Genomic DNA, 20820 nt, shown 5'->3' on the forward strand with positions numbered 1-20820 from the left:
ATTTTGGCTCTTCGCGACTAAACTACGGGCATGACCTGCATCGGTTCCACTGCAGCCGCAGCCCTCACTGGGCTCGCGGCGCTGCTGCCCGTGGAACCGAGTGCCCTGAGCGACCAGCAGGTCGTCGATTTCCTCGGGCGGGTGAGCGAGGTGAAGCGGCAGGTCGAGGCTCTCGAGCTCGCAGGGGCCGCCGAGCTGAACCGGCGCTCCGACCCGACGCCGGGTGGCGACTCGCTCGCGAAACGGCTCGGGCACAGGACGACGGCACAGGCGGTCGAGGCGATGACCGGCTCGTCGGGGAAGACGGCACGCAAGCTCGTCGCCGACCTCGAAGACCTGGCCAAGCTGCCCGCCGTCGAGGCCGCCGTGCTCGACGGGCGCATCGGGCGCGAGGGCGCCCAGGCGATCGCCGGCGAGCTGAAGAAGGCCGAGGGTGCGTCGGCGGGCGAGGTCGCGGGCGTCGAGGCGAAGCTGGTCGAGCTCGCCGTGACCGCTCCGGCCGATCGGGTGCGCGAAGAGGCGCAGAAGCTCGCGGCCGAGCTCTCGCCCGAGACGATCGAGCGCCGCGCGCAGGAGGCGTTCGAGAAGCGCTACTTCTGGATCGGGAAGGAACAGGACGGGCTCGCGCCGGTGTCGGGGAAGCTCCCGGTGGAGTACGCCGCCAAGGTGCGCATGGTCCTCGATGGTTTCGCGAGCCCGAAGCGGAAGGTCGCCTTCACGGAAACCGCTGTGGGCACAGACGCGGGTGCGGGCACAGACGTGCCGGCCGACTCGCGGACGATCGGTCAGAAGTACGCCGACGGCTTGGCCGAGGTGTTCGGCGCGCAGGCGCGCATCGCCGACACGCTCGAGGTCGGCGGTGACCACCCGACGGTGTGGATCTCGACGACCGAGGCCGAACTCGCGGCGGGGAAGGGCCTCGCGTTCATCAGCGGCGCCGCCGAGCCGACCAGCGTGCAAGTCGCGCGCAAGGCGGTCTGCACGGGCGGATTGCAGGAGGTCGTGCTGACCGAGACCGGGGCGTTCCTCCGACTCGGGCGCAGCAAGCGGGCGTTCAGCCGCCGCCAGAGGCGGGCCATGGCGGTACGCGACGGCGGCGCGTGCATCATTCCGGGGTGCCATGTGCCGGGGTATCGCGCCGAGGCGCACCATGTGCTCAGCTGGTTCGAGGGCGGTGCCACCGATGTGGACAACGGCGTGTTGCTGTGCCCTTTCCACCACGACGAGGTCGAGAAGGGGCCCTGGCAGGTGCGCATGGTCGACGGCAGACCGTGGGTGCGCTGGTCCTACGGCGGCCGCACGACCGAGTGGCAGCCCGTCAACCCGAACGCGCCCGTCCCGCTCAGTTCGTGAAGTCACCCGCGGGGGAGAAGTCTGCCCCGCGGAGCGACCACCTGACCAGTGCGGGGCATGGAGGCCATGCAAGACGTCGCGCGAGGAAAGATGCCGGAGCGATGCGAGACGTACGACTTGCGCGCGGCCGGTGGGCAGAGGACTCTGTGGTCATGCTGAGCACGCCGCCGCGGTCACCGCGGCTGACGCTGGCCTGGGGCGGCGCGGGAATCGTGGTCGCGACGCTCCTGCCGCTCGCCTGGCAGGCGATCCACGTGTTTCCTCCGGCGGGCCGGGCGTGGCTGAACTACGCGTGGCAGCCGATCGGGACAACCGCCTCGTCCGCGGTGCTCGTCGCCGCCTTCGCCGTGCTCGCCGTGGGCATCGGAAAGGAATCGGGGATCGCCGGGGACTTGCTCGCCGGGAAGATCGCCCTGATCATGTTCCCTTCCGCGGTCCTCGCCGGCGATCTTCTGAACCTCGCGCCCCTGAGCCCCATGACCTATCTGCCCGCCAGCGCCTATGACGGCACCGGGCAACCTGACCAACACCTGCTGAACATCGTGGTCTGGGGGCTCGAAGGGGTCGTCTACCTCGGCCACGTCGCGCTGGTCGTGGCATCCGTCTTCGTCATCCACGCCGGCGTGCTGCGCGGTGCCGCGCGCTGGGGGCTCGCCGCGCTCGCGCTGGCGAACGTCCTCGCGGACCTCTTGTGGCAGGGACTGTTGGGAACCGGGCCCGAGATCATTCCGATCCTGAGCTGGGGGTCGGTCGCCCTCCCCATGATCCAGCTCGCCGTCGGGGTGCTCATCGTGCTGCAGGCGCGCGTCGCCACCGTCTCGCCGCGCCTCGGCGTCGTCACCCCGTAGGCGCGAAGCGATAGCCCATGCCGGCCTCGGTGAGCAGGTAGCGCGGCGCCGACGGGTCAGGCTCGAGCTTCTTGCGCAGCTGAGAGAGGTACAACCGCAGATAGCCGGTGTCCGCCGTGTGGTTCGGGCCCCAGATCTCGGTCAGGATCGTCTCGCGCGTCACCAGGCGATCCGGGTTGCGCACGAGCAGCTCGAGCAGCTGCCATTCGGTCGGGGTCAGGCGAACGGATGCCTCAGCGCCCGGCTCGCCCCGCACGACCCGGCGCGCCGCGAGGTCGACCATCACGTCGCCGAAGCGCACGACCGGGGCGGCGTCATCGCCCGGCGCCCGGCGCCGGCCGAGTGCGCGGATGCGGGCGAGCAGCTCGTCCGTCTGGAACGGCTTCGTGACGTAGTCATCGGCGCCGAGGTCGAGGGCCTCGACCTTGTCCGAGGAATCCGACCGGCCCGACACCACCAGGATCGGCACCGCCGACCAGCCACGGATGGCCTCGATCACGGCGAGGCCGTCGAGCTGAGGCATCCCCAGATCCAGAACGACCACGTCGGGGTGGTCGTTCACGACGCGGTCGAGCGCCTCTTTGCCGTTCCGTGCGAGCACGACGTCGTAGCCGTGCGCGGCGAGGATGATGCGCAGGGCGCCCAGGATCTGCCGATCGTCATCGGCGACCACGATTCTCATGCGGACTCCTCGTGTGCGGCCGTGACGCAGGGCAGTTCGACGACCATCGTGAGGCCGCCGCCCGGGGTGTCCTCAGCGTCGAGCGTGCCGCCCATGCCCTCGACGAAACCGCGTGAGAGGGCGAGGCCCAGCCCGATGCCAGTCGAGTTGTCGGTGTCGCCCTCGCGCTGGAAGGGCTGGAAGATCGCGTCCTTGCGGTCGTCGGGAACGCCGGGGCCGGTGTCGACGACGCGCAGCTGCACGCGGTCGTCGAAGGTGCTCACGCCGAGCAGCGGCGGCGCGGCCGAGAAGCGCAAGGCGTTGGCGAGCAGGTTCACGAGCACCCGCTGCAGCAGCACCGGGTCGGCGCGCACCGGCGGCACCGGCTCGCGGAGGTCGAGCACGACATCGCCCGGCGCGATGCCGAGCTCCTCGAGGGCCGACGGCAGCACGTCGTCGACATCGACGTCGGCGAGGTTCACCGCCAGCACGCCCGCCTGCACGCGGCTCACATCGAGCAGGTTGGTGACGAGCGTGTTGAGGTTCTCGAGTCCGGTCTGGGCCGTCTCGAGCAGCTCGTCGCGATCGCCCTGCGACAGCTTCAGCTGCGGTGAGCGCAGGCTCGTGACCGCCGCGGTCGCCGCGGCGAGCGGGCGGCGCAGGTCGTGGCCGAGCGCGGCGAGCAGGGCGGTGCGCACCCGGTCGGTCTCGGCGAGCGGCGCGAGCTGCTCGGCCGTGTCGGCGAGGTCGCGGTGCTCGAGCGCGGCGTCGAGCTGGGACACGATCGCGGCGAGAATGCGCCGGTCGCTGCTCTCGAGCTCCGCGCCGTAGAGCTCGAGGACCGCGCGGTCGCCGATCGGCTCGCGGTACGACGCCGCAGTTCCCCGGCCAACCTGTTCCCGCGGGGTAGGGGTGACGGCGCTCACCTCGAAGAGCACCTCGCCGTCCGGCGCGACCAAGCGCGCGACATCCAGCCCGAACGCCTCGCGAGCGCGCACGACGAGCGCCTCGACCGCGTCGTCACCCCTGATCACGCTTCCTGCCACGGTGGCCAGGACCTCTGATTCCGCCGCCGAGCGCCGCGCCGCCCGGGTGCGCCGCGCCGCCTGGTCGACCAGGAAGCTCACGAGCACGGCGATCACGACGTAGAGCAGCAGCGCCGCGAGATGCAGCGGCCGGGCGATCGTGATCGTGTAGTACGGCTCGACGAAGACGTAGTCGAGCGTGAGGCCCGACAGCACCGCCGCGAACACGGCGGGCCAGATGCTGCCGATGAGGGCCGCGACCACCACGATCAGCTGGAAGGCGAGCACCTCGGCCGTCAGCGCGTCAGCCGAGCGGAACGACCACAGGAAGAGCGTCAGCAGCGGCCCCGCGAGCAGGGCGAAGACGAACCCCAAAACCAGGCGACGCGTCGAGAGCGCCCCGCGCGCCCGCGGCAGCACAAGCTGGTGAGTGCCCGCGGCCTGGTGCGTGACGATGTGCACGTCGATGTCACCGGATTCCCGGATGACCGTCTGCCCGACGCCCTGCCCCGTGAGCAGGGCGAGCAGGCGCCCGCGCCGCGAGACGCCGATGACGAGCTGAGTGGCGTTGGATGCCCGTGCGAAGTCCACCAACGCGGCGGGCACGTCGTCGCCGACGACCTGGTGGAACGACCCGCCGAGCTTCTCGACGAGGGCGCGCTGCGCGGCGAGCGCGCCGGGATGCGCCTCGCGCAGGCCCTCCTGCCCCGTGACGTGCGCGGCGATCAGCTCACCGCCGGCCCCGCGCGCGGCGATGCGGGCGCCCCGCCTGATCAGCGTCTCGCCCTCCGGCCCGCCGGTGAGCGCGACGACGACCCGCTCGCGCGCCTCCCACTTCGAGTCGATGCCGTGCTCGGCACGGTAGGCCTGCAGCGAGCTGTCGACCTCGTCGGCGAGCCAGAGCAGGGCGAGCTCGCGCAGCGCGGTGAGGTTGCCGAGGCGGAAGTAGTTCGAGAGCGCCGCGTCGATGCGCGCCGCCGGGTAGACCAGGCCCTCCGAAAGGCGGTCGCGCAGCGCCTGGGGTGCCAGGTCGACGACCTCGATCTGGTCGGCGGCGCGCAGCACGGCATCCGGGATCGTCTCGCGCTGCACGATGCCCGTGATCTGCAGGGCGACGTCGTTCAGCGACTCGATGTGCTGGATGTTCACCGTCGTGAACACCGTGGTGCCGGCATCCAGCAGCTCCTGCACGTCCTGCCAGCGCTTCTCGTGCTCGAGGCCGGGCGCGTTGGTATGCGCCAGCTCGTCGACGAGGGCGATCTCGGGATGCCGGGCGAGCACGGCCGGCAGATCCATGTCGTCGAGCTCGACGCCACGGTGGCTGACGGCCCGGCGCGGCACCACCTCGAGCCCCTCGAGCATCGCGGCCGTCGCCGCGCGGTCGTGCGTCTCGACGACTGCGACGACGACGTCCTTGCCCTCCGCCTGGAGGCGGCGGCCCTCTTCGAGCATGGCGTAGGTCTTGCCGACCCCCGGCGCAGCGCCGAGCAGCACGCGCAACCTGCCTCTGCCCATCCTGTGCCCTCCTGCGCGCCGGTCCCCGCCCGGCGCGCCCGCCGAATCGCCGTACACGCCGCCGATTCGGCTGGCCGCTCCTACTTGTTTCCGCTTGGGTCCATCTTGGACAGGTCGAGGTTCAGCTGCACGACATTCACGTACGGGTCGCCGAGATAGCCCAGATCACGGCCGTGCGTGTTCTGCTCGACGAGGCGGCGAACGGATGCCTCGCTGAGGCCGCGCGTCTCGGCGACCTTCTTGATCTGAAGATCGGCGTAGGCGACCGAGACGTCGGGGTCGAGGCCCGAGCCGGAAGCCGTGACCGCGTCTGCCGGGATCTGCGAGGCGGTGACCCCGTAGGTCTTCTCGATCACGGCCTTGCGGGCCTTGATCGCGGCGACCAGGTCGGGGTTGTTCGGGCCGTAGTTCGAACCGCTGGAGCCGTTCGCGTCGTAGCCGTTCTTCGCGTTGTTCGTCGCGGCCGACGGGCGGGTCTGGAACCACTGCGTGAGCGGGTTCCCCTTCGCGTCGGTGAAGGACTGGCCGATCAGGGAGGAGCCGACGGTCTTTCCGGAATCCGTGATCTTCGAGCCGTTGGCCTGACTGTGGAAGGCGAGCTGCCCGACGCCGGTCATGACGAGCGGGTAGAGGATGCCGAGGCCCGCGGTCAGCACGATCATCGCGCGGATCGCGACCCAGTACTGCCGCGCGGTGGCGCGAGTTGTGGATGGCATGAGTCCTCCTAGAACCCAGGGATGAGGCTGACGAGCAGGTCGATCAGCTTGATGCCGATGAACGGGGCGATGATGCCGCCGATGCCATAGATCAGCAGGTTGCGGCCGAGCAAGGACGACACCGCGGACGGCCGGTATTGCACACCGCGCAGCGCGAGCGGGATGAGCGCGACGATGACGAGCGCGTTGAAGATCACGGCCGAGAGGATCGCCGAGTTCGACGAGTGCAGGTGCATGATGTTGAGCGCCTGCAACCCGGGGAACACCGCGACGAACATGGCCGGGATGATCGCGAAGTACTTCGCCACGTCGTTGGCGATCGAGAAGGTCGTGAGCGCCCCGCGCGTGATGAGCAGCTGCTTGCCGATCGTGACGATGTCGATGAGCTTCGTCGGGTCGCTGTCGAGGTCGACCATGTTGCCGGCTTCTTTGGCAGCGCTCGTGCCCGTGTTCATCGCGACCCCGACGTCCGCCTGTGCGAGCGCCGGCGCGTCGTTCGTGCCGTCGCCGGTCATGGCGACGAGCTTGCCGCCGTCCTGCTCGCGGCGGATGAGCGCCAGCTTGTCCTCGGGCGTGGCCTCGGCGAGCACGTCGTCGACACCTGCTTCACGGGCGATGACGGATGCCGTCACCGGGTTGTCGCCCGTCACCATGACGGTGCGGATGCCCATGCGGCGCAGGTCGGCGAAGCGCTCCTTCAGGCCGGTCTTGACGACGTCCTTGAGGTAGATCGTGCCGAGGAGCCGGGTGGTGCCGTCGGCGGCGCGCTCCGCGACCGCGAGCGGCGTGCCGCCGAGGCCCGAGATGTGCGTGACCTGCGACTCGAGGTCTGCCTTCGCCTCGGTGAACGCCGCGTCGGGAACCGCCTCGGCGACCCAGGCCAGCACCGCAGACGGAGCGCCCTTGCGCACCTGGCTGCCGTCCGGGTAGTCGACGCCGCTCATGCGCGTCTGCGCCGTGAACGGCACGACCTCCCCGCCCTCCGCCGCTCCCGCTGGTCGAGTAGCGCTCGCAGAGCGCGTATCGAAACCCCTCAGCGTCTCGGCGAGCGCGACGACCGACTGCCCCTCAGGGGTCGGGTCGGCGATGGACGCGTGCGCCGCCGCCTCGATCAGCTCATCGCCGTCCGAGCCGGTGACCGCGCGGAACTCCGCCGCCTGCCGGTTGCCGTAGGTGATCGTTCCGGTCTTGTCGAGCAGCAGCGTGTTGACATCACCGGCGGCCTCGACGGCGCGCCCGGACATGGCGAGCACGTTGTGCTGCACGAGGCGGTCCATGCCGGCGATGCCGATCGCCGAGAGCAGCGCGCCGATGGTCGTCGGGATGAGGCAGACGAGCAGAGCCACGAGCACGGTCACCGAGGGCGCGGCGTGTGCGAAGCCGGCCGTCGGACCGAGCGCCAGCACGACGACCACGAAGATGATCGTGAGGCTCGCGAGCAGGATGTTGAGCGCGATCTCGTTCGGCGTCTTCTGCCGGGCGGCACCCTCGACGAGCGCGATCATGCGGTCGACGAAGGTTTCGCCCGGCTTCGATGTGATCTTCACGACGATGCGGTCCGAGAGGACACGGGTGCCGCCGGTGACGGCCGAGCGGTCGCCGCCCGACTCGCGGACGACGGGCGCCGACTCGCCGGTGATGGCGGATTCATCCACCGAGGCGATGCCCCAGATGATGTCGCCGTCGCCGGGGATCAGCTCGCCGGCGGTCACGACGACCACATCGTTCAGTGTGAGCTCGGCGGAGGCGACGGATTCCACGCGGGCGGCGCCGGCCGAGGCATCCGTCTTCTCGTCATAGTCGAGCACCCGGTTCGCCATGGTCGTCGTGCGCGTCTTGCGCAAGCTCGCCGCCTGCGCCTTGCCGCGGCCCTCGGCGACCGCCTCGGCGAGCGTCGCGAACAGCACGGTGAGCCACAGCCAGATCGTGATCCACCAGGTGAAGGCGATCGTCGTGCCGGTCGTGTGGTTGAGGAAGGGCAGCGCGATCGCGAGCACGGTGGTGAGCGCGGCGCCGACCTCGACGATGAACATGACGGGGTTGTGCCACATGTCACGCGGGCTCAGCTTGCGGAACGCCTCGGGGAGGCTGGTCCACAGCTGCCGGGCGTTGAACGCGCCCTTCGGCGCGCGAGAGATACCGGTCGTCATTGCTAGTGCAGTCCTTCTGCGAGGGGCCCGAGCGCGAGCATCGGGAAGTAGGTGAGTGCGGAGACGAGCAGGATCGTGCCGACGAGCAGTCCCACGAACTGCGGGCGGTGCGTCGGCAGGGTGCCTGCGGTGACGGGCACGCGGTCCTGCGCGGCGAGCGACCCGGCGAGCGCGAGCACGAACACGATCGGCAGGAAGCGTCCGAGGAACATCGCCGCGCCGAGCGCCGAATTGAGCCACGGCGTGTTCGCGGTGAGCCCCGCGAACGCCGAGCCGTTGTTGTTCGCGGCGGAGGTGAAGGCGTAGAGCACCTCGCTGAAGCCGTGCTGGCCCGGGTTCCACATGCTCGTGTGCTGCACGTCGTGCGAGATCGCAGGGATCGCGAAGCTCAGCGCCGTGCCGGCCAGCACGAGGGTCGGGGTGGTGAGGAAGTAGAGGCTCGCGAGCTTGATCTCGCGGGCGCCGATCTTCTTGCCGAGGTACTCGGGCGTGCGGCCGATCATGAGGCCCGCGAGGAACACGGCGACGATCGCCATGATGAGGATGCCGTAGAGGCCGGCGCCGACACCGCCTGGGGCGACCTCGCCGAGCATCATGTTGATCATCGGCATCATGCCGCCGAGCGCGGTGAAGCTGTCGTGCATCGAGTTGACCGCGCCGGTGCTCGTGAGGGTGGACGACGTTCCGAACAGGGTGGAACCGAGGATGCCGAAGCGGGTCTCCTTGCCCTCCATTGCGCCGCCCGCGAGCTGTGTCGCGGTGCCCGCGCCATGAAGTTCGAAGAGCGTGAGACCGACGAGGGATGCCACGAACAGCACGCTCATCGCCGCGAGGATCGCGTAGCCCTGGCGGTTGTCGCCGACCAGCTTGCCGAAGGTGCGCGGCAGCGCGAAGGGAATGAGCAGCAGCAGGAAGATCTCGAAGAGGTTCGTCCATTGCGTCGGGTTCTCGAAGGGGTGCGCCGAGTTGGCGTTGAAGAACCCGCCGCCGTTGGTGCCGAGCTCCTTGATCGCCTCCTGGCTCGCGACCGGGCCGCCGGGCAGGTTCTGGATGCCGCCGGCGATCGTGTGCACCGCCTCGACCGGGTTGAGGTTCTGAATGACCCCGCCCGCCATGAGCACGATGGCGGCGATGATCGACATCGGCAGCAGAATCCGTGTCGTCCCGCGCGTCAGGTCGACCCAGAAGTTGCCGATCGTGCCCGAGCGGCGCAGCGCGAAGCCGCGGACCAGGGCGACCGCGACCGCGATGCCGACGGCCGCCGAGACGAAGTTCTGCACGGCGAGGCCGGCGAACTGCACCGTGTAGCCGAGGGTGAGCTCGGGGGAGTACGACTGCCAGTTGGTGTTCGTGACGAAGGAGATCGCCGTGTTGAAGGCCAGGCCGCTGGGCACGTTGGGCAGGCCCAGCGAGTAAGGCAGCCACTCTTGCAGGCGCTGCAGCAGGTAGACGATGAAGACTCCGACGACCGAGAAGGCGAGCACGCTGCGCAGGTACGCCTGCCAGCTCTGGTCGGAGCCGGACTTCACGCCGATCAGGCGGTAGAATCCGCGCTCGATCCGCAGATCCTTCGTCGTCGTATAGGTGTGGGCCATGTAGTCGCCGAGCGGCCGATAGCACAGGCCGAGCAGCACGGCGAGAGTGGCGAACTGCGCGAGGAAAAGCCAGAAGGTCACTAGAACTTCTCCGGCTTCAAGAGGGCGTACACCAGATACGCGAGAGACGCGGCGGCGAGCACCGCGGCCAGCAGATCGAAGAAGATCACAGCTTCTCGACCCCCTTGGCGGTCAGCGCGACCACCACTGCGAGGGCGATGATGCCCAGAATCCACAAAATGTCCACGAGGGACGAGTGAAGCCCTTCGGAGGCCTCGCTAACGCCGTCCTAACGGAACCCTCACGCCGCGACCTGAAACCCTAACGCCGCGCTAACGACAGCGGGCGCTGGTCGAGTAGGCCGCATATGCGGCCGTATCGAGACCCTTCCCGCCACGGGAGGGGTCTCGATACGCGCCCCTCGCGAGCGCAGCTCGCTCGGCGTCCGGCGCGCGGCGACCCACCGGGTCGCCGCCGCTCAGCGCCGGACGCTACTCGACCGCCGGGGGCGGGGCACCGAGAAGTGCGGGGATGTCGTCTCGTTCAAGGCAGGACGACATCGCGGAACTTCTCGAAGCGTGAAGGGTCCGGGGTACGGATGCCGAGCGAGCCGTGCTCGCGAGGGTGGGCGTCGAGAGCCCTGCGCGGGAATCGTTTCGAGACGCGCGCCGAGCCGCACGCGCATGCCACCGCCGGGCGACAGTAGATGTCATTCAGCCCAGAGGAGCCCCCAGGCGGCGACAGTAGACGCGGCTTCGCCCGCGGAATTGCAACGTCTACCGTCGCCGCGTGGAACAGGGGCGGTCAAAACGGCATCCAGTGTCGCCGCGCGGATGAGGGCGCAGAAAGGACCCGCCGGATCCCCTTGCGCAACGGCTACTCAGTGTTACTATCTACCAGTAGTCGGCAACACTGAGTAGCACAAGGGGCGCGATGGGCAAGCAGCAGACCGAGATGCTCAAGGGGATTCTCGAGGGCATCGTGCTGGCGATCCTGGCGCGGCGACCGGCATACGGCTACGAGATCACGGCGTGGCTGCGCGAGCAGGGCTTCGATGACATCGCCGAGGGCACCATCTACGCCGTGCTCGTGCGCATCGAGCAGCGCGGCCTCGTCGATGTCGAGAAGGTGCCCTCCGAGAAAGGCCCGCCGCGCAAGGTCTACACGCTGGGCGCGGCGGGCGCGGCATCCCTCGAGGAGTTCTGGACCACCTGGAGCTTCCTCGCCGAACGACTTGAACGACTTCACACGGAAGGCACGTGACATGGCAGCGAAATGGATCGAGCTGGTCACCGGATCGCTCGAGCAGAAGAAGCAGTACCGGCAGTACCAGACCCGGCTGAAGGCCCTGCCCGAGCCATACGCCGCAGCGGCGAAGGCCCTGCAGCGGTACTTCATGTACGCAGGCGGCGGCCCGGAGGACGGCGAGATGCTCATCACGATGACGGGTGACTTCACCGAGCTCTGGGAGCGTGCCGCGGCCGACGGCACGCCCGTGCGCGACGTGGTCGGAGACGACCCCGTCGAGTTCGCCGACACGTTCGCCCAGGCGTACACAGGCAAGCGCTGGGTCGACAAGGAGCGCGCCCGTCTCGCCCAGGCGATCGACGATGCGGCAGGTGACGGGCGATGATCAGCGTGTCGGGACTCGAGAAGTCCTTCGGCCGGCTGCACGTGCTGCGCGGCGTCGACTTCGAGGTGGGGCGCGGCAGCATCTTCGCGCTGCTCGGCTCCAACGGGGCGGGCAAGACGACGGTCGTGAAGATCCTCTCGACCCTGCTTGACGCGGATGCCGGGCAGGCATCCGTCGCCGGCTTCGACGTTCGCACGCAGGCCGCCCGCGTGCGCGAATCCCTCAGCCTCACCGGGCAGTTCGCCGCGGTCGACGAGGTCCTGAGCGGGCGCGAGAACCTCGTGCTGATCGCCCGGTTGCGGCATCTCGCGAACCCCCGCAGGGTGGCCGACGAGCTGCTCGAGCGATTCGGGCTGACGGATGCCGCCGGCCGGAAGGTCGCCGGCTACTCCGGCGGCATGCGGCGGCGGCTCGACATCGCCATGAGCCTGATCGGGAATCCGCCCGTCGTCTCCCTCGACGAGCCGACGACCGGTCTCGACCCCGAGGCGCGCCGCGAGGTCTGGCAGGCGGTGCGGCAGCTCGCCGCGCAGGGCACGACCGTGCTGCTCACCACGCAGTACCTCGACGAGGCCGAGCAGCTCGCCGACCGCATCGCGATCCTGCACGAGGGGCGGATCATCCAGAACGGCACGCTCGCCGAACTCAAACAGCTGCTTCCCCCGGCGAAGGTCGAGTACGTCGAGAAGCAGCCCACCCTCGAGGACGTGTTCCTCACCCTCGTCGGAAGCACGGAGCAGTCATGACCACCAGCACCGCCATCGGCATCCCCCGCACCCACTTCGTCAGCGACACCGCGGTGCTCACCCGGCGCTCGCTCACCCACATCGCGCGCAGCTTCGACACCATCGTCACGACGGCGGTGACGCCGATCGCCATGATGCTGCTGTTCGTCTACGTCTTCGGCGGGGCGATCAGCGCCGGCACGGGCCCGTACGTGAACTACCTGCTGCCCGGCATCCTGCTCATCACGGTCGCCTCGGGCATCTCGTACACCGCGTTCCGCCTGTTCCAGGACATGCAGGGCGGCATCGTCGAGCGCTTCCGCTCGATGCCGATCGCGCGGTCGGCCGCGCTGTGGGCGCACGTGCTCACCTCGCTCGTCGCCAACCTCATCTCGATCGCGCTGGTCATCGGCGTGGCGCTGCTGATGGGGTTCCGCTCGGGCGCCGGGGTGCGCGCGTGGCTCGGCGTCGCCGGCATCCTGGTGCTGTTCACCCTCGCGCTGACCTGGGTCGCCGTCATCCCCGGCCTCACGGCGTCGTCGGTCGCCGGAGCCAGCGCATTCTCCTACCCCCTCATCTTCCTGCCGTTCATCAGCTCGGCGTTCGTGCCGACCGCGACGATGCCGGGGCCGGTGCGGTGGTTCGCCGAGTACCAGCCGGTCACCTCGATCGTGAACACCCTGCGCGCGCTGCTCGCGCAGCAGAGCGTCGGGGCGGATGTCTGGGTCGCGCTGGCGTGGTGCGTCGGCATCCTGATCGCCGCGTTCGTCGCCGCCGTGGCGATCTACCGCCGCAAGGCGGCGTGAGCGGCCAAGGCATGTCGCCCGGCGCGATTCGATGACTTCGGGCCAGCGCAAACCTTTCACGCGGCGACAGTAGATGCCGCAATTCGGCGATCAGAACCGCGTCTACTGTCGCCGGGTGATGATCGGACGCGCGAAAACAATCAGAACGGCCAGACGAGCGGCACCACGACGACCGCCACCACGAAGGCCCACGCCGAGACGACCGAGCCGAGCCGCCAGTAGTCGCCGAAGCGGTAGCCGCCCGGACCGTACACCGACAGGGTCACCGCGTTCGCGAACGGCATGACGAACGAGGTGCTCGCGCCGAGCGCCACGCCGAGGATCAGCGGCAGCGCCGCCACGTGCAGATCGCCCGCCGTCGCGACCGCGATCGGCAGCATCACGAGGGCCGACGAGGTGTTCGAGATGAACTGGCTGAGCACCGCCGTGACGAGGAACAGCCCGATGAACACGGCGTACGGCCCCAGGCCGCCGATGCCGTGCACCACCTGGTCGCCGAGCAGGCTCGCCGCCCCGGTCTTCGACATCGCGACCGCCGGCGCGATCATGGCGCCGATGAGGATGCAGGTGCTCCAGTCGACCCCGCGCACGAGCCGCGGCACGTCCACCACGCGCAGCAGCACCATGAGCACCGCGCAGCTCGCCGCCGCGATCGCGGGCGGCACGACGTCGAAGGCGAGCAGCGCGATGAGCAGGGCGAGCACGGCCAGGGCGAGATAGGCCCGCCACCCGAGACGGGCGGGAGGGTGATCGGATGCCGGGGCCGATGGGTCTCGATACGCCGCTGCGCGGCTACTCGACCGGCGGGCTTGGGCGGCATCCGTGATCGCAGCATCCGTCGCCGCGATGTCGAGCAGCAGGGCATCCGTCATCGGATCCCGGTCGACCGTGAGCGGCCGCCGCTCGGGCAGCAGTCGGCCGCCAAGCAGCACGACGATCACGATCGTGCCGACGACCTGCGGGATGCCGACGACGGCCCAGGCGAAGAATCCGAACGGCCCGGCGCCTGCCGCATCGATCTTCTCGGCCGCCACCACGTTGACCGGACTGCCGAGCAGGCTGAGGTTCGCGCCCGCGGTGCAAGCGAAGGCGAGCGGGATCATGAGCTTCGACGGCGAGGTCGCCGTGCGCAGCGCGATCGCGGCGACGATCGGCACCATGGCGACGACGGCTCCGTTCATGCCCATCAGCGGGCTGAACACCGCCGCGACCGCCATGATGACGACGAGCCGCCAGGTCGCGTTGCCGCCCGTGTGCCGCAGCAGCAGCTGCCCGGCCCAGGCGGCCACCCCCGATTCCTCGAGCGCGACGGCGATCGAGAACAGCGAGACGAGCAGGATCACCACCGGGTCGCCGAAGCCGCTCAGCGTCTCGCGCATGGTGAGCACGCCCGTGAGGAAGAGCACCAGCGCCGCGCCGACCGCGACGATCACCGCGGGCACGCGGTTCCACACGAAGAGCACCATCGCGAGCACGATGGTCGCCAGCGTGATCACGATCTGCGGACTCACCGCTCCGATCCTGCCGCGTGGGCGCCGTCCGGGGAAGACCGCTACGCGCGCTGCGAGGCGAGCTCGAAGGCGCGCCACATCTGGGCGTAGTGACCGTCGGATGCCAGCAACTCGTCGTGCGAGCCGACCTCGAGCACCCCGCCGCCGCCGAGCACCACGATGCGATCGGCGGTGCGGGCGGTCTGCAGCCGGTGCGCGATCAGCACGGTGGTACGGCCCGCCGCGACCTGGTCCATCGCGGCGGTCACGCGCGCCTCCGCCGCGAGGTCGAGGTTCGAGGTCGCCTCGTCGAGCAGCAGGATCGCCGGGTCGACAAGCTGCGCCCGCGCCAGGGCAATCAGCTGCCGCTGCCCGGCAGAGAGCGAGCGGCCGCGCTCGGAGATCTGCTGCAGGTACCCGTTCGGCAGCGCCGCGATGAAGTCGTGCGCGCCGACGGCGCGGGCGGCGGCCTCGACCTCGGCATCCGTCGCCTCGGGCCTGCCGTACGCGATGTTGTCGCGCACCGTTCCGGTGAACAGGAACGCCTCCTGCGGGACGTAGCCGAGCTGCGCGCGGTACGCGCCGAGCGACAGCGAACGCACGTCGTGCCCGTCGACGCGCACCGCACCGCGGTCGACGTCGTAGAACCGGGCAAGCAGCTTCATGACCGTCGACTTGCCCGCGCCGGTCTCGCCGACGAGCGCCACCGTCTCACCGGCCGCGATGTCGAGCGACACCCCGCGCAGCGCCTCGGGCGGCTTCGAGACGGATGCCTCGGCCGAGGCGGCGAGCGGGGCATCCGCCGGTCCGCGCTCCTGCTCCTGCAGCCCCGGCCGCGCGGTCACGGCGGGGTACGCGAAGTGCACGTCCTCGAGGGTGAGCGCCCCCGACAGCCGGCCGGGGTCGACGGGCGACTCGGCCTCGGGCGTCAGCGAGTCGAGGGCCATCAGCCCTGCGATGCGCCGCACCGACACGGTCGTCTGCTGCCAGGCGTCGAACACCTGCGAAAGCTGCTGGATCGGCGAGAAGAACATGTCGACGTAGAGCAGGAACGCGATCAGCGCGCCCGTCGTGAAGTGCCCGTTGAGGATCAGCCAGGCGCCGAGCCCCAGCACGATCGCGTCGGCCACCGACGAGAGGAACTGCACGAAGGGGAAGTAGGTCGCGACCAGCTTCTGTGCGGCCACGCGCGCCTCGAGGTACGAGCCGCCGAGGCTGTGGAAGTGCGCCTTCGTCGCGCTCTCGTGCACGAAGGCCTGAGCCTCATGCACGCCCGACAGGCTCTCCTGGAAGTCGGCGTTGACGATCGCGATGCGGTCGCGCGCCTGCTCGTAGAGCACGGCGGCCCGACGCCGGAAGAACACGGTCGCGATCGCGAGCGGGATGATCACGACGAGCACCGCGCCGCCGAGCAGCGGGTTCACGATGAGGATCGCGATGCCGACGCCGACGAAGGTCACGAACGCGACGAGGGCGGCCAAGAGCCCGTTCTCGACCAGCTGCTCGAACTGGTCGATGTCGGTCGTCATGCGGGTCATGATGCGGCCCGCCATCTCGCGCTCGTAGTAGTCGAGCGACAACCGCTGCAGCTGCGCGAAAACGCGCACCCGAAGCGAGAGCATCACGCGCTGGGCAGTGCGGCCCATCACGAAGGTCTCGGCGATCTGGTCGAAGAGGTCCACCAGGGTGACGAGCAGGAAGAGACCGGATGCCGCGAGGATCGCGTACGTCGAACCCGTCACCACGCCCTCGTCGATGCCGCTCTTGACCAGCACCGGGCCGACGAGCCCGGCGACGGCGTCGATCACGACGAGCAGCAGTCCGAGCAGCAGCGGCCACTTGTAGTCGACGAGCAGGGAGCGCAGCGAGAAGTGCGGCCGATGGGCGCCCTCGCGGTCGACGTCGACCTCGGGGACGTCCTTGATCGGCGGCAGCTTGCCCACCTGGGCGAGCAGCTCGGGCGTCGCCGAGAGCCCGCGGCGCATGCCGCCGCCGCGGCCGCCGCCCCCGCCGAGGCCCGGGCCGAGGCTCGGTACTCCGGGCACCTGGGCGCGGGCGCCGTAGGGTGCGGCATCCGTCTCGGTCCTGCGCCATGCGCCGGACGTGACCTTGCCGGCGTACGCCGCAACCGAGTCGATGTCGCCCGTCGCAGCGGCGTCGGCGCCGACCCGCGGTGCATCGCCGTCCTCCATGCCGGACAGCAGCAGGCGGTAGTCGGTGTTGCGCGCCATCAGCTCGTCGTGCGTGCCCTCGTCGACGACGCGTCCGCCGTCGACGAGCACGACACGGTCGGCGAGGTGCAGGGTCGACTGCCGGTGCGCGATCAGCACGACCGTGCGGTCGGCCATGACCTCGCGCAGCCCCTCATGGATCGCCTCTTCCGTGCGCGCGTCGATCGCGCTGGTCGCGTCGTCGAGGATCAGGATGCGCGGGTCGGCCAGGATGGCGCGGGCGAGCGCGACGCGCTGGCGCTGGCCGCCCGAGAGCGAGAGGCCGCGCTCGCCGACGACGGTGTCATACCCGCGCGGCAGGGCCGCGATGAACCCGTCGGCCTGCGCGAGCCGGGCGGCGCGCTCGATCTCGGCATCCGTCGCCTCTGGGCGGCCGTAGGCGATGTTGGAGCGCACCGAGTCGCTGAACAGGAAGCTCTCTTCGAAGACGACCCCGATCTGCGATCTGAGGGAGTGCAGGGTCAGCCGCCGCACGTCGACGCCGTCGACGCGCACGGCTCCGCGGCCCGGGTCGTAGAAGCGGGGGATCAGCATCGCCGCGGTCGACTTGCCCGAGCCGCTCGCGCCGACGAGGGCGACGCGCTCGCCCGCCGCGACCCGTAGCGAGAACCCGGCGAGCGTCTCGTGCGCGTCGGCGTGCCTCTCCTGCTCGTACGCACTGTGTTGTTCGTAGCTGAAGCGCACGCCGTCGAACTCGATTTCGCCGCGTGCCGGGTTCGCGAGCGCGACCGCGTCGGGGGCGTCTGCGATCGCCGGCGGGGTGTCGAGCAGCTGCGCGATGCGCTCGACCCCGGCCCGCGCCTGCTGCGCGATCGAGAGCATGCCGGCGAGCTGCCGGGCGGGTGCGAGCATCTGGGCGACATAGGTCGAGAAGGCGAGGAAGGTGCCCAGCGTGATGTTCCCGTGGAGCGCGAGCCAGCCGCCGAGCGCCAGGATTCCGACCTGCCCGAACGCCGGGATCGACTCGAGCAGCGGCTGGAACCGCGACTGGATGCGGGTCGACCGCATCTGTGCTCCGTAGAGCTTCGTCGCGGCATCCGTCAGCCTGTTCAGCTCGCGGCGCTCCTGGCCGAAGGCCTTGACGACGCGCACGCCGCCGGTGTCCTCGTCGACGATCTGCACGAGCTCGCCTTCGCGCTGCTGCGCGTCCCACGTGGCGGGGAACACGCGCGAGCGCATGCGGTAGCTCACGAACACGAGCGCCGGGATGATCGCGATGCCGACCAGCGCGAGCAGCGGCGAGAGCACGAACATGACGACGAGCGAGAGCACGAGCAGCACGACGTTGCCGCTCACGATCGGCAGGAAGTTGAGCAGCATCATGACGAGGCCGGAGTCCGAGCTCGCGCGGGCGACCAGCTGGCCCGTCGGCATGCGGTCGAGGTTCGTGAAGTCCATCGACTGCAGGTGGTCGTGCATGTCGTTGCGCAGGTCGTTCTGCACCTCGAGCGCGACCCGGCCGCCGTTGTAGCGGCGCAGGTACGCGAAGCCGAAGCTCGCCGCGGCGAGCGCGAGCAGCACGCCGAGCCAGACCCAGAGGTTGCCCTGGTGGTGGCCGATGACCGTGTCGACGATCTGCCGGGCGACGAGCGGGGTGAGCACCTGGCTGCCGCTGCCGAGCAGGGCGGCGCCGAGCGCGATGTAGAGGCCCCTGCGGTGGCGCAGGACGTAGGCCCAGAGGCGGGCGATCCAGCCGGCCGGCCTCACCGTGTCGCTCATTCGCCTGCTTTCCGTTCGGCCTGTCGAGCCGCCTGCTGATGCGCGTGATAGCACTCGATCGCGTCGCCGAGTTCGGCGAGGGCACGGATGCCTGAGCCCGGGTCGCCCATCAGAGAGGTGACCGCGCCCACCCGCTGCGCCAGCCGCTCCTTCACCTCGCGCACCTGCGCGGCGCCGTCGTCCGTGAGCGCCAGCGCCGTCGCGCGCTGGTCGCCGTCGACCTTGGTGCGGGTGACGAGCCCGCGCTTCGCGAGCGAGTCGACCGTCGCGCTGATGGCGGGCTTGCCCACCGCGAGGCGCTCGGCGAGGCGGCTCGCCCGATCCTCACCGGCGTCGAGCGCGCTCAGCACCCGGAAGTCGGCGAGGCTGAGCGGCGCGGCCGAGCGCTCGAGCATGCGCGCGAGGCGCGCGAGGGCGTCGACGGCGGCATGGAGTGAGGCATCCGTCACCCCATCGATCTGATCGTTCACCCTCTGAACTATACGCGTCATTGTTCGACATCTGAACTATTTCCTCCGGCGCCGGGTGAAGATGACGTCATGAGCGAAGACGTGAACAAGGCGCTGGCGACCGACCGCGTGATCGACATCACCACGAGGGGCAAAAGCTCGGGGGAGCCGCGCCGCATCGAGATCTGGTTCCACCGGGTCGCGGGCAAGATCTACCTGACGGGCAAGCCGCCGCGGCCGCGCGCCTGGTACGCGAACCTCGTCGCGAACCCGCACTTCACCTTCCACCTGAAGCAGTCGGCGACGGCCGACCTGCCCGCGACAGCCCGGCCGATCACCGACCCGGCCGAGCGCGCCGCCGTGTTCGAGGGCATCTTGGCGCAGCTGCCGCAGTTGCCGGGTGAGGATGCCCCGGTCGAGGCTTGGCTCGCCGACAGTCCGCTCGTCGAGGTCTCGTTCGACGCGGCCTGAGCCGCAGCCGCTGGTGCAATAATCTGCGCATGGATGCAGATAAGCGGATATGCGGAATGGACCCCGATTCGGAGTTCGTCGAGCTCGCCGTCGAAGTGTTCGCGATGCTGGCGGACGCCACGCGGGTGCGCATCGTGCTCGCGCTGCGTAGCGCCGGCGAGATGTCGGTGAACCACCTCGCGGACGTCGTCGATAAGTCGCCCGCCGCGGTCTCGCAGCACCTGGCGAAGCTGCGCATGGCGCGCATGGTGACCACCCGGCAGCACGGGACGAAGGTGTTCTACCGGCTCGCCGACGAGCACGCCTCCGATCTTGTGAGCGACGCGATCAAGCAGGCGGAGCACAGCGTCGCGAGCGCACTGCCGCGGCACCACCATGCGCAGCCCGATGCCCCGGGGCAGCCGGCGTGAGCGGGGCGCACGGGCACGACCACGACCACGACCACGACCACAGTCACCCGCACGGCGGCGTGAGGGGCTTCCTCTACGACCTCTTCGTGCCGCACACGCACGACGCCGCCGACGCGGTCGACGACGCACTCGAGGCGAGCCAGGCCGGTGTCTCGGCGGTGAAGATCTCGATGTTCGCGCTGCTCGGCACGACGGTCCTGCAATTCGCCTTCGTCCTCTTGACCGGCTCCGTCGCGCTATTGGCCGACACCATCCACAACTTCGCCGATGCCCTGACCGCGGTACCGCTCTGGATCGCCTTCATCCTCGGCCGCCGGGCCGCCACCCGGCGGTACAGCTACGGCTACGGCCGCGCTGAGGATCTCGCGGGGCTCTTCATCGTCTTTGTCGTCGCGCTCTCGGCCGTGATCGCCGGGTGGGAGGCGGTCGAACGCTTCATCCACCCCCGCCCGGTCGAGAACGCGTGGTGGCTCATCGCGGCGGGGCTCATTGGCTTCGTCGGCAACGAGCTCGTCGCGATCTACCGCATCCGCGTCGGGCGGCAGATCGGATCGGCCGCACTCGTCGCCGACGGCGTGCACGCGCGCCTCGACGGCTTCACCTCGCTCTCGGTCGTGCTCGGCGCGATCGGCGTGCTGCTCGGCTTCCCGCTCGCCGACCCGATCATCGGCCTGCTCATCGCGATCTCGATCCTGATGCTGCTATGGGGCACCGTGAAGTCGGTCGGCGCGCGGCTCATGGACGCCGTCGACCCCGAGCTCGTCGAGCGGGCGGAGCACGCCATCGAACACACGCCCGGGGTGGCATCCGTTCTCAGCATCCGGCTGCGCTGGGTCGGGCACCGGCTGGCGGGCGAGGCGACGGTCGAGACGGATGCCGCGCAGCTCGCCGCCGCGACCGAGATCGCGGCCCACGCGAGCGCGCACGCGCGGGGCGCGCTGCGCACGCTCGACGTCTTCGACGTGACGCCGGTCCCCCTAAGTGGTGATCGCTGAGTATTTCTCAGTACCGATAGCGTTGCGG

General features: G+C 70.1%; 19 protein-coding genes. 9 read left to right on the forward strand and 10 right to left on the reverse strand.

Annotation, left to right across the window (positions count from 1 at the left end; genetic code table 11):
* Window positions 1–30 precede the first annotated feature (30 nt).
* Both ABD708_RS01885 and ABD708_RS01890 read left to right on the forward strand, forming a co-directional pair.
* Window positions 31–1353, forward strand: coding sequence for an HNH endonuclease signature motif containing protein (locus ABD708_RS01885; RefSeq protein ID WP_344751583.1), 1323 nt, complete (start codon window positions 31–33; stop codon window positions 1351–1353).
* 152 nt (window positions 1354–1505) lie between these two features.
* Window positions 1506–2201 carry a hypothetical protein gene (locus tag ABD708_RS01890; RefSeq protein WP_344751584.1) on the forward strand — a complete coding sequence of 232 codons (696 nt, stop codon included), beginning with the start codon at window positions 1506–1508 and terminating at the stop codon, window positions 2199–2201.
* On the opposite strand, the gene ABD708_RS01895 is transcribed toward ABD708_RS01890, so the two are convergent.
* The 6 genes from ABD708_RS01895 to kdpF all read right to left on the reverse strand — a co-directional run bounded on the left by ABD708_RS01895 (window position 2191) and on the right by kdpF (window position 10033).
* Entirely contained in the window at window positions 2191–2883 is a 693-nt protein-coding gene (locus ABD708_RS01895; protein ID WP_344751585.1) for a response regulator, read from the reverse strand. The two genes, ABD708_RS01890 and ABD708_RS01895, sit on opposite strands and share 11 nt — an antisense overlap.
* Entirely contained in the window at window positions 2880–5402 is a 2523-nt protein-coding gene (locus ABD708_RS01900; RefSeq protein WP_344751586.1) for a DUF4118 domain-containing protein, read from the reverse strand. The genes ABD708_RS01895 and ABD708_RS01900 overlap by 4 nt, the downstream gene beginning before the upstream one ends.
* A gap of 80 nt (window positions 5403–5482) precedes the next feature.
* Window positions 5483–6118 carry a potassium-transporting ATPase subunit KdpC gene (kdpC, locus tag ABD708_RS01905; protein ID WP_344751587.1) on the reverse strand — a complete coding sequence of 212 codons (636 nt, stop codon included), beginning with the start codon at window positions 6116–6118 and terminating at the stop codon, window positions 5483–5485.
* Window positions 6119–6126: 8 nt separating this feature from the next.
* Window positions 6127–8268: a potassium-transporting ATPase subunit KdpB gene (gene kdpB, locus ABD708_RS01910; protein ID WP_344751588.1), complete on the reverse strand. Its 2142-nt coding sequence runs from the start codon at window positions 8266–8268 to the stop codon at window positions 6127–6129.
* A 2-nt stretch (window positions 8269–8270) separates the two neighbouring features.
* Entirely contained in the window at window positions 8271–9944 is a 1674-nt protein-coding gene (gene kdpA, locus ABD708_RS01915; RefSeq protein WP_344751589.1) for a potassium-transporting ATPase subunit KdpA, read from the reverse strand.
* A complete protein-coding gene (gene kdpF / locus ABD708_RS01920; RefSeq protein WP_344751590.1) occupies window positions 9944–10033 on the reverse strand; it encodes a K(+)-transporting ATPase subunit F in 90 nt (29 codons plus the stop codon). The genes kdpA and kdpF overlap by 1 nt, the downstream gene beginning before the upstream one ends.
* Window positions 10034–10796: 763 nt before the next feature.
* Here kdpF and ABD708_RS01925 point away from each other — a divergent pair.
* From ABD708_RS01925 to ABD708_RS01935, 3 genes are read left to right on the forward strand one after another with little or no spacing between them, the layout of a single operon-like run.
* Entirely contained in the window at window positions 10797–11126 is a 330-nt protein-coding gene (locus tag ABD708_RS01925) for a PadR family transcriptional regulator (RefSeq protein WP_344751591.1), read from the forward strand.
* Between the two features lies 1 nt (window position 11127).
* Complete coding sequence (locus ABD708_RS01930; protein WP_344751592.1) at window positions 11128–11496, forward strand: DUF1048 domain-containing protein; 369 nt, start codon at window positions 11128–11130, stop codon at window positions 11494–11496.
* Complete coding sequence (locus tag ABD708_RS01935) at window positions 11493–12242, forward strand: ABC transporter ATP-binding protein (RefSeq protein WP_344751593.1); 750 nt, start codon at window positions 11493–11495, stop codon at window positions 12240–12242. The genes ABD708_RS01930 and ABD708_RS01935 overlap by 4 nt, the downstream gene beginning before the upstream one ends.
* Here the strand turns inward: ABD708_RS01935 and ABD708_RS19420 are convergent.
* A complete protein-coding gene (locus ABD708_RS19420) occupies window positions 12211–12375 on the reverse strand; it encodes an AzlD domain-containing protein (RefSeq protein ID WP_425553231.1) in 165 nt (54 codons plus the stop codon). The genes ABD708_RS01935 and ABD708_RS19420 overlap by 32 nt on opposite strands.
* On the opposite strand from ABD708_RS19420, the gene ABD708_RS01940 reads away from it, so the two are divergent.
* Entirely contained in the window at window positions 12296–13027 is a 732-nt protein-coding gene (locus ABD708_RS01940) for an ABC transporter permease (RefSeq protein WP_425553232.1), read from the forward strand. The two genes, ABD708_RS19420 and ABD708_RS01940, sit on opposite strands and share 80 nt — an antisense overlap.
* 140 nt (window positions 13028–13167) lie before the next feature.
* Here ABD708_RS01940 and ABD708_RS01945 read toward each other — a convergent pair whose 3' ends face one another.
* Genes ABD708_RS01945 through ABD708_RS01955 form a run of 3 tightly spaced genes read right to left on the reverse strand, consistent with a single transcriptional unit; the run spans window position 13168 to window position 18937 of the window.
* The gene (locus tag ABD708_RS01945) at window positions 13168–14538 is read right to left on the reverse strand and encodes an SLC13 family permease (protein WP_344751595.1); all 1371 of its coding nucleotides are present in this window, start codon (window positions 14536–14538) and stop codon (window positions 13168–13170) included.
* A 41-nt stretch (window positions 14539–14579) separates the two neighbouring features.
* The gene (locus ABD708_RS01950; protein WP_344751596.1) at window positions 14580–18467 is read right to left on the reverse strand and encodes an ABC transporter ATP-binding protein; all 3888 of its coding nucleotides are present in this window, start codon (window positions 18465–18467) and stop codon (window positions 14580–14582) included.
* Window positions 18464–18937: a MarR family winged helix-turn-helix transcriptional regulator gene (locus tag ABD708_RS01955; protein WP_344751597.1), complete on the reverse strand. Its 474-nt coding sequence runs from the start codon at window positions 18935–18937 to the stop codon at window positions 18464–18466. Before ABD708_RS01955 ends, ABD708_RS01950 begins: the two co-directional genes overlap by 4 nt.
* A gap of 69 nt (window positions 18938–19006) precedes the next feature.
* On the opposite strand from ABD708_RS01955, the gene ABD708_RS01960 reads away from it, so the two are divergent.
* From ABD708_RS01960 to ABD708_RS01970, 3 genes are read left to right on the forward strand one after another with little or no spacing between them, the layout of a single operon-like run.
* Window positions 19007–19387, forward strand: a complete 381-nt coding sequence (locus ABD708_RS01960) for a nitroreductase/quinone reductase family protein (RefSeq protein ID WP_344751598.1) — start codon at window positions 19007–19009, stop codon at window positions 19385–19387.
* A gap of 29 nt (window positions 19388–19416) precedes the next feature.
* Entirely contained in the window at window positions 19417–19797 is a 381-nt protein-coding gene (locus ABD708_RS01965) for an ArsR/SmtB family transcription factor (RefSeq protein ID WP_344751599.1), read from the forward strand.
* On the forward strand, window positions 19794–20792 hold the full coding sequence (locus tag ABD708_RS01970; protein ID WP_344751600.1) for a cation diffusion facilitator family transporter: 999 nt from the start codon (window positions 19794–19796) through the stop codon (window positions 20790–20792). The genes ABD708_RS01965 and ABD708_RS01970 overlap by 4 nt, the downstream gene beginning before the upstream one ends.
* The last annotated feature ends 28 nt before the right edge of the window (window positions 20793–20820 follow it).

This window comes from Gryllotalpicola koreensis, from assembly GCF_039538185.1.
Classification (GTDB): domain Bacteria; phylum Actinomycetota; class Actinomycetes; order Actinomycetales; family Microbacteriaceae; genus Gryllotalpicola; species Gryllotalpicola koreensis.